Consider the following 14974-nt stretch of genomic DNA (forward strand, 5'->3'; position numbering starts at 1 on the left):
GGACAATGGGAGTATGAGCGCGACTTTGAACGAGATCCTGGACGACCTGGAGGACGAGGGCCGCCTGGGCGACGACGATGCCCTGTACGAGGCCTTCGTGTCGTGGGCGCAGGGAACCGGGCGTCCGCTCTACCCCCACCAGGAGGAGGCCCTGGTCGAAATCCTGGCGGGTAACCACGTGATTGCGGCGACCCCCACGGGGTCGGGTAAGTCGATGATTGCGCTGGCCGCGCACTTCACGTCGATGGCGCACGGGGGCCGCTCGTATTACACGGCGCCGCTCAAGGCCCTGGTGTCGGAGAAGTTTTTTGACCTCGTGTCCCTGTTTGGCGCAGATAACGTCGGCATGGTGACCGGCGACGTATCCCTCAACGCCGACGCGCCCATCATCTGTTGTACGGCCGAGATTCTGGCGAATCAGTCGCTGCGCGAGGGTCCCACGCTGGACGCGGACATGATCGTCATGGACGAGTTCCACTTCTATGGGGATCGTCAGCGCGGGTGGGCGTGGCAGGTGCCGCTCCTGGAGCTGAGGGCCCCGCAGGTGGTGGCGATGAGCGCGACACTGGGCGACACGACGCGTTTCGAGCGCGCATGGAAGGAACGCACCGGGCGCGACGTGTCCCTTATCGACGACGCGGAGCGTCCCGTGCCCCTCGAGTTCGAGTACGTCGTGGACCGCCTGCCCGACACGGTCGAGCGGCTGCTGGGCGAGGGCCGTTGGCCCGTCTACATCGTGCACTTCTCCCAGCGCGACGCCGTGGCGACCGCGCAGTCGTTTGATCGTTCCTCGCTGATTTCTCCCGAGCAGAAGAAGGCGATCGCCGCGCAGCTGGCGGGCGTGTCGTTTACGAAGGGCTTCGGGCAGACCCTCAAATCGCTGCTCGCGCAGGGCATCGGCGTGCACCACGCGGGCATGCTGCCACGCTACCGTCGCCTCGTCGAGCGTCTCACCCAGGCGGGCCTGCTGCCGATCGTGTGCGGCACGGACACCTTGGGCGTGGGCATCAACGTGCCGATCCGCACGGTGCTGATGACGTCGCTCGTGAAGTACGACGGTCGTCGCATGCGCCACGTGAGCGCGCGCGAGTTCCACCAGATCGCGGGCCGCGCGGGCCGCGCCGGCTTCGACACGGTCGGTTTCGTGCGCGTCCTGGCCCCCGAGCACGAGGTCGACGGCGCCCGCGAGCGCGCACGCCTGAGCGCCGCACAGGAGGCCGCACGCGACGCCCGCGAGGCCAAGCGCGCCGCCAAGAAGTCCGCGAAGAAACGCAAGGGCCCCGGCGAGGGCGAGATCTCGTGGACGCGCTCGACGTTCGAGCGCCTGGTGGACGCGGCCCCCGAGCAGCTCACCAGCCGTTTCGAGATGACGCACGCGATGGTCCTCAACGTACTGGCCGGTGCGCCTACGGCCGGGCGTGACCCGGGCGAGCACCTCGTGTGGCTGGCGCGCAACAACGACGATCCGCCCACGGATCGCAACCCGCACCTGCGCCGCCTAGGTGAGATCTACACGTCGATGAAGCAGGCGGGCGTCGTCGAACACGTGTCTTCAGCCGAGGCCTCGGCGTCGGGTGAGCCTCGCCTGCGCGCGGCCACCGACCTGCCGGATGACTTCGCGCTCAACCAGCCGCTCTCCCCCTTCGCGCTGGCGGCTCTCGAACTGTTGGATCCGCAGTCCCCGACCTTCGCCCTGGACGTCGTGTCGGTCATCGAGTCGGTCCTGGAGGATCCGCGCCCGCTCCTGTTCGCGCAGGAGAAGGCGGCACGGGCCGAGGCCGTGGCCGCGATGAAGGCGCAGGGCATGGAGTACGACGAGCGCATGGCCGCGCTGGAAGAGGTGACGTGGCCGCGCCCGCTGGCCGATCTGCTGGGCGACGCGTTCGCGGTGTACCTGCACGCGAACCCGTGGATTGAGGATCAGGAGATTTCCCCGAAGTCGGTGGTGCGCGAGATGATCGAGAACGCGCTGACGTTCACGGGGATCGTGGGCCGATACGACGTGGGTCGCTCCGAGGGCATCGTGCTGCGCTACCTGACGGACGCATACCGTGCGCTGCGCCAGATCGTGCCGGACGAGCTGATGACGGACGAGCTGCGTTCGATCATTGCGTGGCTGTCGGCGCTGATCCGCGCGGTCGACTCCTCGCTGCTGGACGAGTGGGAGGCCATGTCCACGGGTCAGGCCCTCCCCGCGTCCGAGGGCGACGGCACGGAGGGCGCGGAGCTGGCGTTTGGCGCGCGGGAGGACGGGACCGTTCCCTTCAGCGCGAACCGTCACGCGTTCCGCACGGCGATCCGCGGTGCCCTGTTCGAGCGCGTGGAGGCGATGAGCCGCGACAACGTCGAGGCCTTGGCGCGTCTGGACGAGGCCTCGCGCACCCCGGTGGTCGCCCCGTGGGGCGAGGACGAGTGGGACGCGGTGCTCGAGCGCTACTGGGCGGAGCACGAGTGGATCGGCATCGACCAGCGTGCGCGCGCCCTGTCACTGTGTTCCCTGAACGAGGCCCCGACCCGCGAGGACGTGCTGGAGCTGGCCCCCGCTGTGGTTTCCTCTGATTTCGAGCACGCCCAGGCCGTGCGCATCGAGGCGATCGCGGACGCAGTCGATCAGGCTGCGGCCGGCACGTTCTGGCTGGCTACGCAGACCCTGTTCGACTCGGAGGAGGACATGGACTGGCGTATCGTCGCCCTCGTGGACGTGCCCGCCTCGGACGAGGCTGGCAGGGTTGCCCTGGCGACGATCACCGTCGGGGCGCGGTAAAGTTTCTCTCCCTTAGAGGGGCACCGCCGGGACGTCAGGGGCCGCGACGGCCTCGTTGATGTGACAATTCGGATGAGTCGGGTGGGAGCGACACCGAAAGTCGTGGTCCCCGCCGCCCGAGTTATCCTCGCAGAGCGGGCCTCTCGCCGATTTCCTGCTGGAGCCGCACAAGGTATCCGTCGGGATCCTGGATAAGGAACTGCCGAACGCCGATCTCTACATCGCCCGCCCGGTACCACTTCTCTTCGGGTTCGACGAAGATCGGCCATCCTGCCTCTGTGATGCGCTGCAACGTGCCGTCCAGATTGTCGACCTGAACCTCAAAGTTGATACCCCGACCAAGGGGGAACTCAAGGGGACCTGTCGCCCAGGTCCTACCCTGGTCGATCTGGTCGAGCATCAGGTGCGCGTTACCCAGGACGAGGTAGCCGAATCCTTCCTCAGGCCGCTCGTAGCGGAGGGAAAAACCGACGAGATCGCACCAAAAACGGCGTGATTCCTGATAATCGGTGACGGTAAGTTCAGGGACAAGCCCGGGCTCGTTGCTCATGGCCTCACTCTAGCGGCCTCGGACGAGACCGTGTCCGGGAGATGCACACACCGTTAGCGCCGGGAGGCTTTGCGGATCAGCCAATCCGCGCCCGCGAAGAGCGCCATGAAAAGCAGGGCGCCGATCAGGATCGCCACGATGTTGATCGCAACCTGCGTATAGCCGATGCGCCACACGTTGACGAAGCCGTAGGGGTACTGGTGCGTGAAGGAGCCTCGCACGAGCGTGTACGCCACCCACGCGACCGGGATCAGCAGGGCGCGCCCCAGCGTCGCCCACGTGATACCGCCGCGCGGCCCCACGAGCGCGGCCGTACCCACGAAGGCGGCCGGGACGACGATATGCTGCAGCGGGTTAGTGACGAGCGCGAAGCCGGAGAGGACCTCGTAGGGGCCAATCAGCGTCGCGTAGACGATCGCGGTCACCGTGATCATCATGAGCGCGCACAGGTGAGTGGCCCTCCCCCACGCCCCGACGCGGCCTCTGCGCGCGAGGAGGGTCGAGATGATCGCAACCATAATGTTGGACAGCTCGGTGAAGTAGGACAGGCAATTGATGAGGCGCTCGGGCGCGCCCGCCCAGCCGTGGGCGGCGCCCGCGAAGAGGCCCTCCTCGACGTAGGTCGGCGCAGCGTAGCCATCAAAGGCCGTAATGATGAGGGTGGCGGCAACGCCCGCCCAGGCGAGGGCGGCGACCACCCAGTAGGCGGCGCGCCCGCGGCGGCTTAGTTCAGTCATAGTCATCGTCTTCGATGATGGCACAGCGGAAAAACGCAGTCACGGTAAGGGCGCAAGTATCCCACGACCCGGTCATGCGGCCCCAACGGTCCTCTTCGCATTCCTCCCCCACCCGGTGGGCCTGCACACACTCCCCCTCATTCCCGCATGCAATTCATTATTCGGATCAGCCTTGAGAGCTCAGAAACCGCATGATTTCAACACCTCTCCTTCAAACACTGAAGGACCGGCAGGGGAATTGCATGCGAAATTTGGGGGGCGCGGGAGTATCGGTGGCTGGGATGAAGACGGAAACAGGACGAGGCCGGGTCAGACCTGGGCGAGGTCCGTGACCTCCGCGTTCGTCAGTTCGACGAGGTCGAGGGGGCTCAGTTCGACGCTGAGGCCTCGGCGCCCGCCCGAGACGATCATGGTCTCGTGGTCCAGGCACGCCGAGTCGATGAACAGCCGGTGCGAGGTCGTCTGTCCGAGCGGGCTGATGCCGCCCACGACGTAGCCGGTGCGGCGCTGGGCGACGGAAGGGTCGGCCATTGCGGCGCTCTTGGCGCCGGCGGCCTTTGCAATCAGCTTCATGGACAGGTGAGCCAGCGCGGGCACGCAGCCGACGACGAACTCGCCGGTGGGCTCCAGGCGCACCATGAGCGTTTTGAAAGCCTGGGTGGGGTCAATGCCCAGTTTTTCAACGGTTTCTTCGCCGAACGCCCGGGCGGCCGGGTCGTGCTCGTACTCATGAACGGTAAAAGCAACGCCGGCCGCCGTGAGCGCCTCGATGGCGCGGGTGGGGCCACCGCCGTGGTCTTTGCTGTGTTTACGAGCCATGACCCCAGTGTAGGACGCGTCAGAGGATGGATGCGGTCGGGTCGTCGATGACGGCCTTGCCGAAGGGGAAGCAGGTGATCGGGATCATCTTGAGATTGGCGATGGCCAGCGGGATACCGACGATCGTAATGGCCTGCGCGGCGGCGGTGGTGACGTGGCCGATGGCGAGCCACAGGCCCGCGACGAGGAACCACACGATGTTCATGAGAGCCGAGCCCGTGCCCGCGCCCGGCTGGTCGACGACGCGCTTACCGAATGGCCACAGCACGTATCCGGCGATGCGGAAACAGGCCACGCCCGCGGGGATCGTGACGACGAAGATGCAGGCGACGACACCCGCGAGGAGGTATCCCAGGAAGAGCGGAAGTCCTCCGAAGAAGAACCAGATGATGTTGAGCAGGGTACGCATGGCGTGTCCTTTCGTTGATCTGTGAACATACTAGTCTGACACGCCGCGCCGCTCAGATGTCCCTGAGTCACCCCTGATTAGCCCCTGATAGCGCCTGCCCGTCTACCATGAGGGTATGAGCATTCCCGAGGCCATTGCCGCTGCCCGCGACCGCATCGACCGCGCGACGTCCGCATGCGGGCGCACCGATTCGGTGCACCTGGAGCTGGCGGTCAAGACGCGCACGCCCGAGGAATGCCGGGCTGCCGCCGCTGCCTTGCGCGACGCGGGCCTGCCCATCCTGCTCGGCCATAACCGCGTGCAGGAGGCGCGCGCGACGGTGGACGCGATTCGCGAGGTGCCCGGCGCGCGCATCCACCTGATCGGGCCCCTGCAGTCCAACAAGATCAACCACGCGCTGGCCTGCGTGGACGCGATTGAGTCCCTGGACTCCCCCGCCCTGGCCTCGAAGATCGACGCGCGGGCGACCGGCACGCTCCCGGTGTTCGTTGAGGTGAACGTCTCGGGCGAGACCACGAAGCACGGCTGCGCTCCCACCGACGTCTCCGAGCTGATCGACGCGGTCGAGGCCTCGGCCCACCTGCAGCTCACTGGCTTCATGACGGTGGGCCTGAACTCCCCCATCGAGGCCGACGTGCGCGCCGCGTACGCGCAGCTGCGCGACATCAGGGACGAGGCCGCCGCGCGCCTGGGCGTCGAAGAGTCGGACCTGGCGCTCTCGATGGGCATGAGCCGCGACCTGGAGTGGGCCATCGCCGAGGGGGCGACGATCGTGCGCCTGGGCACGGCCATCTTCGGGGAACGCCGCGCCTGAGCGGACCGCTCGTTCGCGCAAGCACAGCACCGACTAGGATTATCTCCATGATGACTGTTCTCGCTGGAATGTCCGCCGCGATCCTGGCGCTCGCCCCGATCACCAACCCGATCGGTGGCCTCGCAGCATTCGCGGGACTCACCGCCGGTGATTCTCCGGCCGCTGTGCGCTCGCAGGCGTGGAAGACAGGCATCTACGTGTTCGCCATCCTGACGGTGTTCGCGGTCAGTGGCTCGCTCATCATGCGTTTCTTCGGCTTTGACCTGCCCGCCCTGCAGATCGCGGGCGGCCTGGTCGTCGCACACTCGGGTTTCTCGATGCTGGAAAACAAGAAGCGCTCCACCCAGGAGGAGGCCCAGCACGCGACGACCAAGACGGACGTGTCCTTCTCCCCCATGGCCTTGCCACTCATCGCGGGGCCCGGCTCGATCGGCGTGGTCATCGCGCTGGCCGCCCGTAACACGGCCATCGGTTTTCACGTCGGCATCGTTCTGGGAATCGCGGTGACAGCCGCCGTCATCGCGCTGCTCCTGCGTTACGGCACGCCCTGGATCGACAAGCTGGGTGCCACCGGCGTCGGCGCGATCGTGCGCATCATGGGCTTCCTGATCCTCGTCATCGGCGTCGAGCTCATCATCCACGGGGTGCGCGCACTCCAGCTCTTCTAAGCGGAAGCCCGCCCCGGCCTCGTCGATGAGACGAAACTGAAGCGGGCAGCCACGAATACGGGGCGCTCAGGGGATGCGGTGCACCCACTCCTCGCGCGCGAACTTCGTCTCGCAGCGCTCGCGCGCAACTGCAAGGTCCTCGTCGGTGATGGTGCCGACCGTGGCGTTGTACTTCTCCTTGAAGTGGTCGAAGAACGCCTGGAGGATCTCCTCGCGGGGAAGGCCGGTCTGAGAGCGCATGGGGTCCACGCGCTTGACGGCGCTGCGGGTGCCCTTGTCACGGATCTTCTCCATGCCGATGCGCAGGACCTCGTTCATCTTGATGGCGTCGATGTCGTAGGCCATGGTCACGTGGTGGACCATGTAGCCGTTGGCCCAACGCTTCTGCGCGGCGCCGCCGATCTTGCCGAACTCGGAGGCGATGTCGTTGAGCGGCACGTACTTGGCCTTGATGCCCAGCTTTTCGAGGACCTCCATGACCCACTGATCGAGGTACGGGTATGCCTGCTCGAAGCTCATTCCCTCCACGAGGGCGGTGGGGATGACGAGCGAGTAGGTGATGCAGTTGCCGGGCTCCATGAACATGGCGCCGCCGCCGGTGACGCGCCGCGACACGGTGATGCCGTAGCGCTCCACGCCGTCCTGCTGGATTTCGTTCTGGTAGGACTGGAAGGAGCCGATGACGACCTGCGGGCCGTTCCACTCCCACAGGCGCATGAAGGGCTTGCGGCGCCCCGCGGCCACGTCTTCGACCAGGGTTTCGTCCATGGCGACGTTGATCATCGGGTCGACGACGGGACCGTGGATGACGTCGAAGTCGATGTCGTCCCACGACAGGGCGGCGCCCAGCGCGCGGCGTACGGCGATGCCGACGGCCTCGGGGGTCACCCCCATGAGGGTGTCGCCTTCGTGGAGGGCACCCTCCACGCGCGCAGCCAGATCCTTCGCGCTCGACGAGGCCGGGGCCCCTTCGAGGGACGCGGTGATCCGGGTGAGCGCGTCGTCGGGGTCGAGGAAGAAGTCGCCGGACACGCTCACGCGCGCGAGGCGATCCTCCTCCACGTCGGTGTCGACGACGACGAGCTTTCCTCCGGGGACTTTGTACTCTCCATGCATGCCCACGATTGTAGGCGCTCCGCTCACGCCCAGTCGGGCAGGACGCGCACGCCGCCCTTGTCGGCGGACGCAGCGAGCATGCCGTAGACGCGCAGGGCGTCGGAGACCTGGCGGGGGCGAGGCTTGGAGGGCTTCCACGGCGCGGCGCCCTTTTCGGCGCGGCGGCGCTCGAGTTCCTCGTCGCTCACGTTCGCGCGCAGGACGCGGTTGTTGACGTCGATTTCGATCTCGTCGCCGGTGCGCACAAGGCCGATCGCACCCCCGGCCGCGGCCTCGGGCGAGATGTGACCGATAGAAATACCGGACGTGCCGCCGGAGAAGCGGCCGTCGGTGATGAGGGCGCACTTCTTGCCCAGGCCCAGGCCCTTGAGGTAGGAGGTCGGGTAGAGCATTTCCTGCATGCCGGGGCCGCCCTTGGGGCCCTCGTACAAGATGACGACGACGTCGCCTTCCTTGACTTGCTTGCTGAGGATGGCCTCGACGGCTTCCTCCTGAGATTCGACGACGAAGGCCTTGCCGACGAAGTGGAAGAGGGACTCGTCGATGCCGGCGGACTTGATGATCGCGCCGTTGGCGGCGATGTTGCCGTAGAGGACGGCCAGGCCGCCGTCCTTCGTGTAGGCGTGCTCGACGGAGCGGATGCAGCCGGCCTCAGCGTCGGTGTCGAGGGACTCGAAGAGGTTGGCGGTCGAGAAAGCCTGGGTGGTGCGCACGCCGCCGGGGGCGGCGAGGAAGCGGTGCTTGGCCTCGTCGGTGGCGCTCCCGCTGCGCACGTCCCACGCGCCCAGCCAGTTCTCCAGGTTGTCAGAGTGGACGGAGTGGACGTCGCGGTGGAGCAGGCCCGCGCGGTCGAGCTCGCCGAGCAGGGCGGGGATGCCGCCGGCGCGGTGGACGTGCTCGATGTGGTAGGTCGTGGAGTTGGGGGCCACCTTGCACAGGCAGGGCACGCGGCGCGAGATCGCGTCGATGTCGTCGAGCGTGAAGTCGACGCCGGCCTCGTTGGCGATGGCGAGGATGTGCAGGACGGTGTTGGTGGAGCCGCCCATGGCCACGTCCAGGCTCATGGCGTTTTCGAAGGCTTCCTTGGTGGCGATGGAGCGCGGCAGGACCGAGTCGTCCTCGTTGTCGTAGTAGGCGCGGCACATGTCGACGATGCGCGTGCCGGCCTCGGTGAAGAGCTTCTTGCGTTCGATCTGGGTGGCCAGGGTGGTGCCGTTGCCGGGCAGGGCCAGGCCGATGGCCTCGTTGAGGCAGTTCATGGAGTTCGCGGTGAACATGCCGGCGCAGGAGCCGCAGGTGGGGCACGCGTTGGCTTCGATGCTGGCGAGCTGGTTGTCGCTGACGGAGTCGTCGACGGCCATGACCATGGCGTCGATGAGGTCGAGGCGGTGTTCGACGACGCCGTCGACGGCGGCGCCGGATTCCATGGGGCCGCCGGAGACGAAGATGGTGGGGATGTTCAGGCGCATGGCGGCCAGGAGCATGCCGGGGGTGATCTTGTCGCAGTTGGAGATGCACACGAGGGCGTCGGCGCGGTGCGCGTTGACCATGGTTTCGACGCAGTCGGCGATGAGGTCGCGGCTGGGCAGGGAGTAGAGCATGCCGTCGTGTCCCATGGCGATGCCGTCGTCGACGGCGATCGTGTTGAATTCCTTGGCGACGCCGCCGGCCGCTTCGATGGCTCCGGCGACGAGGTCGCCCATGTTCTTCAGGTGCACGTGGCCGGGGACGAACTGGGTGTAGGAGTTGGCGATGGCGATGATCGGCTTGCCGAAGTCGCCGTCCGTCATGCCCGTGGCGCGCCACAGGGCGCGCGCTCCGGCCATGTTGCGGCCTTGAGTGGATGTTGCCGAGCGCAGCGGGCGACTCATGATGTGCCTTTCTTTTGCCTTGTAATGACTCAACAGTAGGAGCGTGGGCGCTGCGTTTCCGTGCGGGTTTCGTCTCATGGACGAGGCCGGGGCTGGGTGGGGGCGGTTTTCGCGCGGGATTTCGGGGACTGTGGTGAGTGGGTCGCCGTGTCAGTGGGTGGACGCTTGTGGGCGTGATTGCAAGGAAAACGCAAGGAGCACGTGCGTGAATTAGCGTCTTGTCAGATGAGTAGTTGATCGCATTGGTCACGCTTCGGACATTCGGCCTCGTTCTCGACGCGCGAAACGTAGGCTGGGTGCACAGATTAGAGAAAGGACTGCGATGACCATTCGCACCACTCATGTTGGTTCCCTGCCCCGCACCCCCGAGCTGATCGAGGCGAATCGTGCGCGCCGTGAGGGTTCGCTCGGCGAGGCTGACTTCACGTCGCTGCTGCAGGATCAGGTTGACGGCGTTGTGAAGCGTCAGGCTGAGATTGGCCTGGATATCGTCAATGACGGCGAGTACGGTCACGCGATGATCGACACGGTTGATTACGGCGCGTGGTGGACGTATTCCTTCTCGCGTTTCGGTGGGCTGTCCTTTGAGGACGTGCAGCGTTTTGATGTGCGTCCTCCGGCTGGCCGTGACGGTCGCCTGTCTTTCTCGTCGTTCGCTGAGCGCCGCGACTGGCAGCGTTTCGCGGACGCATACGCGGATCCGGATTCGGGTATTCACATTGCGAACCGCAACCCGATCGCGTTCCCGACGATCACGGGTGAGCTGACCTATATCGGTGCCGAGGCCGTGGAGCGCGATATTACGGGCACGAAGCACGCGCTGGAGGCGGCAGGCAAGCCCGTGTCGGATGGTTTCGTGGCGGCGATTTCGCCGGGTTCGGCGGCTCGCGTGGCCAACGCGTTCTACGAGGACGACGAGGCCGTGGTGTGGGCGTGCGCGGATGTGCTGCGCGAGGAGTACAAGCGCATTACGGACGCGGGCCTGACGGTGCAGATTGATGCGCCGGATATCGCGGAGGGCTGGGATCAGATGAACCCGGAGCCCTCTGTTGAGGATTACCGTGCGTTCTCGCGCGTGCGTATTGACGCGCTGAACCACGCGCTGGAGGGCATTGACCCGTCTCTGGTGCGTTTCCACGTGTGCTGGGGTTCGTGGCACGGCCCGCACACGACGGATATCCCGTTCAAGGACATCGTGGATCTGGCTCTGCTGGTGAACGCGAATGGCCTGACGTTCGAGGCGGCGAATGCTCGCCACGCGCACGAGTGGACGATCTGGCGCGACATCGAACTGCCTGAGGGCAAGTACCTGATCCCGGGCGTCGTGTCGCACTCGACGAACGTTGTGGAGCACCCGGAGCTGGTGGCTCAGCGTATCCGCCAGTTCGCGGACATTGTGGGCGACGAGCGTGTAGTGGCGTCGACGGACTGTGGTCTGGGCGGCCGCATCTACCCGTCGATTGCGTGGGCGAAGCTGGAGGCTCTTGCCGAGGGCGCTCGTCTCGCATCGAAGTGATCGCCTGACTGCTGGCCTGGGGCGCGCGGGGTGGATGAGTATCCACCCCGCGCGCTTTTCCCAGGGTTTTCTCAGCCAAAGCTCCTTCTTCTTTGAGCTTGGCGTCACACAATGGATTGTGTGTTGCAGCCCCCGCTTCCGGGTCGGCTTGCCGCGGTGGGGATCGCACGCCGCGTCGGGTTCCGGGATTGGGGGCTGCGGCGCGTTTGGGGTCATCGGATCATCGCCATCTCAATTCATTTCTCCGTCATGCGGAAAACGGAGCCCTTTCTTCGTTATTCTGGAAGTAAGCACCCATTGTCGAGGCTGTTCGAGGGAGAACATCATGGGAGCAAACAACAGGGAGGGCATGCACTCCATCCGTTCGCGCGTTGGTTTGCTCGCTGCCGCTCTTGTCATCGTCGCCACGGCTTGTGGCTGCCAACAGACCACGCCCGCGGCGGAGGGGCCGTGGGCGGCCGACATTGAGCAGGCGCGCAGTGAGTGGGCGTCCAACGAGTTCGTCCAATCTGTCCTCGCCGACTCTGCCATCAGCGAGGCAGAACTACAGGACATGCGTCAGCGAGTGCTGAGCTGCCTAACAGACAAGGGCGTCACCGGCGCATCGTTCGGCCCAGGTGGCACGCTGAGCGTCCCCGATCAGCCGGTTGGCTCCTCCATATCCGCCGAACAGCAACAGGAGTTTGTCTCCAGCTGTTCCACCGATGCCGGTCAGCCGATCATCGAGGCGCTCGAGTTCGACATGCGAGTCAACCCGGATCACCGGGATTTCAACGAGCTGTACACGCAGTGTTTGATCCGTAATAAGGCGGTTGAGCCGTCCTTCACGGCCCAAGAGCTCGCGCGCGCTCGCGAGAGCGGAACGCCTCTCGACAGCGCACTGCCTTTCATCGACCCATCCCAGGGTCCCGACATTTGGCAACGATGCGTCGAAGACCCCAGCAAATGACCACAACCACCCTCAGGAGTTGAGATGGCATCTTCTCGCCGCTGGCTCGCCCTCACCGCGTTTGTCGCTCTCATCGCCGGTGCGGGCGGGGTCAGCGCGGGTATCCTCATTGCCTCGCCGCCCACCCCGGCCTCGTTGGCATCGTCATCTGCTCCGTCGACGGTCCCCGTCACCACACGCGAGTTCACCGACACGCGCTCCCTCACCCTCACAATTCCCCCGGCCTCGCCTCACGAACTTACCTCCCCCATCGCCGGGCGCATCACGGCCCTCCAGGCAGCACCGGGAACTCCCATCACGTCAGGTTCCATTCCCTGCGAAATTGATGGCCTTCCCCTTCTTGCCTTAGCCCTGTCCACTCCTCTCTATCAGGACGTGGTGGACGGAGCGACCGGACCAGACATTGCGGCCCTGAACGCTGAGCTTGCGCGGCTCGGCTATGCGGCTCCCGCAGATTCTCAGCGGGTCACGGCCGCCACGCGAGCGGCCCTGGCCTCGGCGATGGGCGTGAGCGACGGAGCTGGAGGTGTCCCCTCCCGTATCGAAGCCTCTCGCGTCCTGTGGATTCCAGCGCCGACCGTCACCCCTTCGTCGGTCCCCGTTCACCTGGGTGACAGCGTCGATACACAGACCGTTCTCCTCACCCTTGAGGACTCCCGCGACGCCTTGCGCCTCTCCGTCCCGCCGGACGCGTATCCCGAGGACCACGTCATCACCCTGGGGGATACGGACTACCCGGTCCCCTCTGACGGCATCATCACCGACCCCACCCTGACGGCGACGATCCTCTCCTCGCGCGAATACACAGCCTTCATCCGTTCCACACCGAGCGGCGATGGACCCGTTCAGCTGCCCGTCTCCTGGAAGCTCGCCTCCCCCATCACCGTCACGGTCATCCCGCCGGCCTCAGTAGTCGGAGACGCAACGAACGCGTGCGTCTTCGAGGACGGCGCGCCAATCCCCGTCTCTATCGTTTCTTCACAGCTTGGCCGAACCTACGTCCTGCCAACGACCCCGCTCTCCGCCGTCGACACCGCCGTCGAGGGACGCTCATGTCCGTCGAGCTAGACAACGTCGGGCACAAGTTCGCCGCAAGCCCGTGGCTCTTTCGCCATCTGAGCGCCCGCTGCGAGGACGGTGCCCTCACCGCCATCATCGGCCCGTCCGGTTCTGGCAAATCAACCCTGCTGTCGCTGATCGCGGGATGGGAAACTCCAGCCGAGGGTACGATCAGCGTCCCCCATCCGTCTGGTGAGCAGAACCCCCGCATTGCGTGGGTCTTCCAGAACCCGTTCGGCGTTCGCGCGCGCAGCGCGATTGACCACGTGGCGCTGCCCCTGCTGGCCCGCGGCATGAGCCGGGCGCAGGCCGATGCGGAGGCACACCGGCTCCTCGACGCTTTCAATCTGGCGCATCTGGCGACCCGCCCATTTCGGGATCTGTCGGGCGGCGAGGCTCAGCGTGTGCTCCTCGCGCGCGGGCTCGCATGCTCCCCCACCCTGCTCCTCGTGGATGAACCGACCGCGCAGCTTGATCAGTCCACGGCTCGCGACATCGCCTCCACGCTCGGCTCGCTGCGCGAGGACGGGGTGAGCGTCGTGATCGCGACGCACGATCCGTCGATTCGCGCGCAGTGCGATGCCATCATCGACCTCGCCCACTTCCAGGAGGAGGAACAGCGATGAGCACACTCTCGTGGCGCGCACTCCTGTCCGAGGCCTGGAGGGACTGCCTGAGCGGGACGGCCCGCATTGGGATTCTGACCGTCCTCGCCACCGCCCTGGTCGGAGGCATCATCTGCGCCGATGCGTTCTCCCTTCGTTCCGTCAGCGTTGAGGCTGCCTCTTTCCGTGTCCATCTGGGATCAGTGCGAGTCCTCCAATCGCAAGGCGGCATCGACGGGGCCACTTGCGATGCGCTGTCGCGAATCCCCGGGGTGCGTGCAGGAGCCGTTCGCTCGGTCGAATCCGGCTTGTCCCCGCTCGCCCTTCCTGCCTCGTCGCTACCTCTGTATGAGGCCACGCCCGGAACCGTCTCTCTCCTGGGGACGACAACGGCCGATCCGACGGGAATTCTGCTCCCTGAGCAGGTAGCCGAGGACCTCGGCACCACTCAAGGAACCCTTCTCCCCCTCGCACACGGGCAGGCCGAGGTCGCGGGCACGTACCCGTGGGACGAGAACGACGGGCGTCGTCCCGGCTACGCCTACGCTGCTCTCGCCCCCGTGCCAGCAATGGGGACCTTCGATGAGTGCTGGTACGAATCCTGGCCGCACAGCGACGACGTCGATGCCCTGGTGCGCTCAACCCTCGTTGGAAGCGACGACCAGAATGCCCAGGTCCTGGCCATGAACCCAACGCGCGGGACGACCTTCGACGCGGCGGGGCGACTGCGATATAGGCCGACCTGGTGGGCGTGGATCGCCGCGAGCGCAATCGGTGCCGCGCTAGGGGCCGCTGCCACATGGTGGCGTCGCCTCGAGATCGCCTCGGCTCTGCACGCTGGGCTCCGCACGTCGGATACGACGGTCCTCCAACTGTTCGAGGCCGTGGCGTGGGTGGGCGGCGCATGCATCCTCACCTCCGGCATATGTCTGACGATCCTGAGCGGAGCAGCGCCCGACGATCGCTCCGATCTCATCCGTTTGGTCGCAACCGAGGGTGTCTGTGCCGCGTCGTGGACGCTCATAGGTGTCGTGATTGCCTCCATGACGATCCGCGAGCGCCAGCTGTTCACGTTCTTTAAGGGCCGATAGGTGTCT

At 66.1% G+C, this 14974-nt stretch carries 14 protein-coding genes; 8 read left to right on the forward strand and 6 right to left on the reverse strand.

All coding sequences use genetic code 11. The annotated features are described in order from the left end of the window. Positions 1–13: 13 nt before the first annotated feature. The gene (locus O3684_RS01110; protein ID WP_500064441.1) at positions 14–2764 is read left to right on the forward strand and encodes a DEAD/DEAH box helicase; all 2751 of its coding nucleotides are present in this window, start codon (positions 14–16) and stop codon (positions 2762–2764) included. Between the two features lie 121 nt (positions 2765–2885). Here O3684_RS01110 and O3684_RS01115 read toward each other — a convergent pair whose 3' ends face one another. The 4 genes from O3684_RS01115 to O3684_RS01130 form a co-directional block, all read right to left on the reverse strand. Then, positions 2886–3314, reverse strand: a complete 429-nt coding sequence (locus O3684_RS01115) for a bleomycin resistance protein (protein ID WP_500064442.1) — start codon at positions 3312–3314, stop codon at positions 2886–2888. A gap of 53 nt (positions 3315–3367) precedes the next feature. Further along, positions 3368–4051, reverse strand: a complete 684-nt coding sequence (locus tag O3684_RS01120; RefSeq protein WP_500064443.1) for a Pr6Pr family membrane protein — start codon at positions 4049–4051, stop codon at positions 3368–3370. A 309-nt stretch (positions 4052–4360) separates the two neighbouring features. Beyond that, positions 4361–4870, reverse strand: coding sequence for a Cys-tRNA(Pro) deacylase (ybaK, locus tag O3684_RS01125; RefSeq protein ID WP_500064445.1), 510 nt, complete (start codon positions 4868–4870; stop codon positions 4361–4363). A gap of 19 nt (positions 4871–4889) precedes the next feature. After that, positions 4890–5279, reverse strand: coding sequence for a YccF domain-containing protein (locus O3684_RS01130; protein WP_500064447.1), 390 nt, complete (start codon positions 5277–5279; stop codon positions 4890–4892). Positions 5280–5394: 115 nt separating this feature from the next. Here O3684_RS01130 and O3684_RS01135 point away from each other — a divergent pair, with 115 nt between their 5' ends. Both O3684_RS01135 and O3684_RS01140 read left to right on the forward strand, forming a co-directional pair. Then, complete coding sequence (locus O3684_RS01135; RefSeq protein ID WP_500064448.1) at positions 5395–6093, forward strand: YggS family pyridoxal phosphate-dependent enzyme; 699 nt, start codon at positions 5395–5397, stop codon at positions 6091–6093. 47 nt (positions 6094–6140) lie between these two features. After that, positions 6141–6761, forward strand: a complete 621-nt coding sequence (locus tag O3684_RS01140) for a MarC family protein (RefSeq protein WP_500064449.1) — start codon at positions 6141–6143, stop codon at positions 6759–6761. Positions 6762–6827: 66 nt separating this feature from the next. On the opposite strand, the gene lplAB is transcribed toward O3684_RS01140, so the two are convergent. Next, complete coding sequence (lplAB, locus tag O3684_RS01145; RefSeq protein ID WP_500064451.1) at positions 6828–7877, reverse strand: lipoate-protein ligase LplAB; 1050 nt, start codon at positions 7875–7877, stop codon at positions 6828–6830. Positions 7878–7900: 23 nt separating this feature from the next. Next, the gene (gene ilvD / locus O3684_RS01150; RefSeq protein ID WP_500064453.1) at positions 7901–9748 is read right to left on the reverse strand and encodes a dihydroxy-acid dehydratase; all 1848 of its coding nucleotides are present in this window, start codon (positions 9746–9748) and stop codon (positions 7901–7903) included. Positions 9749–10070: 322 nt separating this feature from the next. Here ilvD and O3684_RS01155 point away from each other — a divergent pair, with 322 nt between their 5' ends. The 5 genes from O3684_RS01155 (at position 10071) to O3684_RS01175 (ending at position 14968) form a co-directional block, all read left to right on the forward strand. Then, positions 10071–11264 (forward strand): cobalamin-independent methionine synthase II family protein, encoded by a 1194-nt coding sequence (locus O3684_RS01155; protein WP_500063573.1) that lies wholly within the window; start codon positions 10071–10073, stop codon positions 11262–11264. 325 nt (positions 11265–11589) lie between these two features. Then, complete coding sequence (locus O3684_RS01160) at positions 11590–12213, forward strand: hypothetical protein (RefSeq protein ID WP_500064455.1); 624 nt, start codon at positions 11590–11592, stop codon at positions 12211–12213. 24 nt (positions 12214–12237) lie between these two features. Continuing rightward, the gene (locus tag O3684_RS01165) at positions 12238–13281 is read left to right on the forward strand and encodes a hypothetical protein (RefSeq protein WP_500063575.1); all 1044 of its coding nucleotides are present in this window, start codon (positions 12238–12240) and stop codon (positions 13279–13281) included. Further along, positions 13266–13898 carry an ABC transporter ATP-binding protein gene (locus tag O3684_RS01170; RefSeq protein WP_500064456.1) on the forward strand — a complete coding sequence of 211 codons (633 nt, stop codon included), beginning with the start codon at positions 13266–13268 and terminating at the stop codon, positions 13896–13898. The genes O3684_RS01165 and O3684_RS01170 overlap by 16 nt, the downstream gene beginning before the upstream one ends. Continuing rightward, a complete protein-coding gene (locus tag O3684_RS01175) occupies positions 13895–14968 on the forward strand; it encodes a hypothetical protein (RefSeq protein ID WP_500063577.1) in 1074 nt (357 codons plus the stop codon). The genes O3684_RS01170 and O3684_RS01175 overlap by 4 nt, the downstream gene beginning before the upstream one ends. The last annotated feature ends 6 nt before the right edge of the window (positions 14969–14974 follow it).

Source organism: Pauljensenia sp. 20925_1_27, from assembly GCF_041432835.1.
In the GTDB taxonomy this organism is placed as follows: domain Bacteria; phylum Actinomycetota; class Actinomycetes; order Actinomycetales; family Actinomycetaceae; genus Pauljensenia.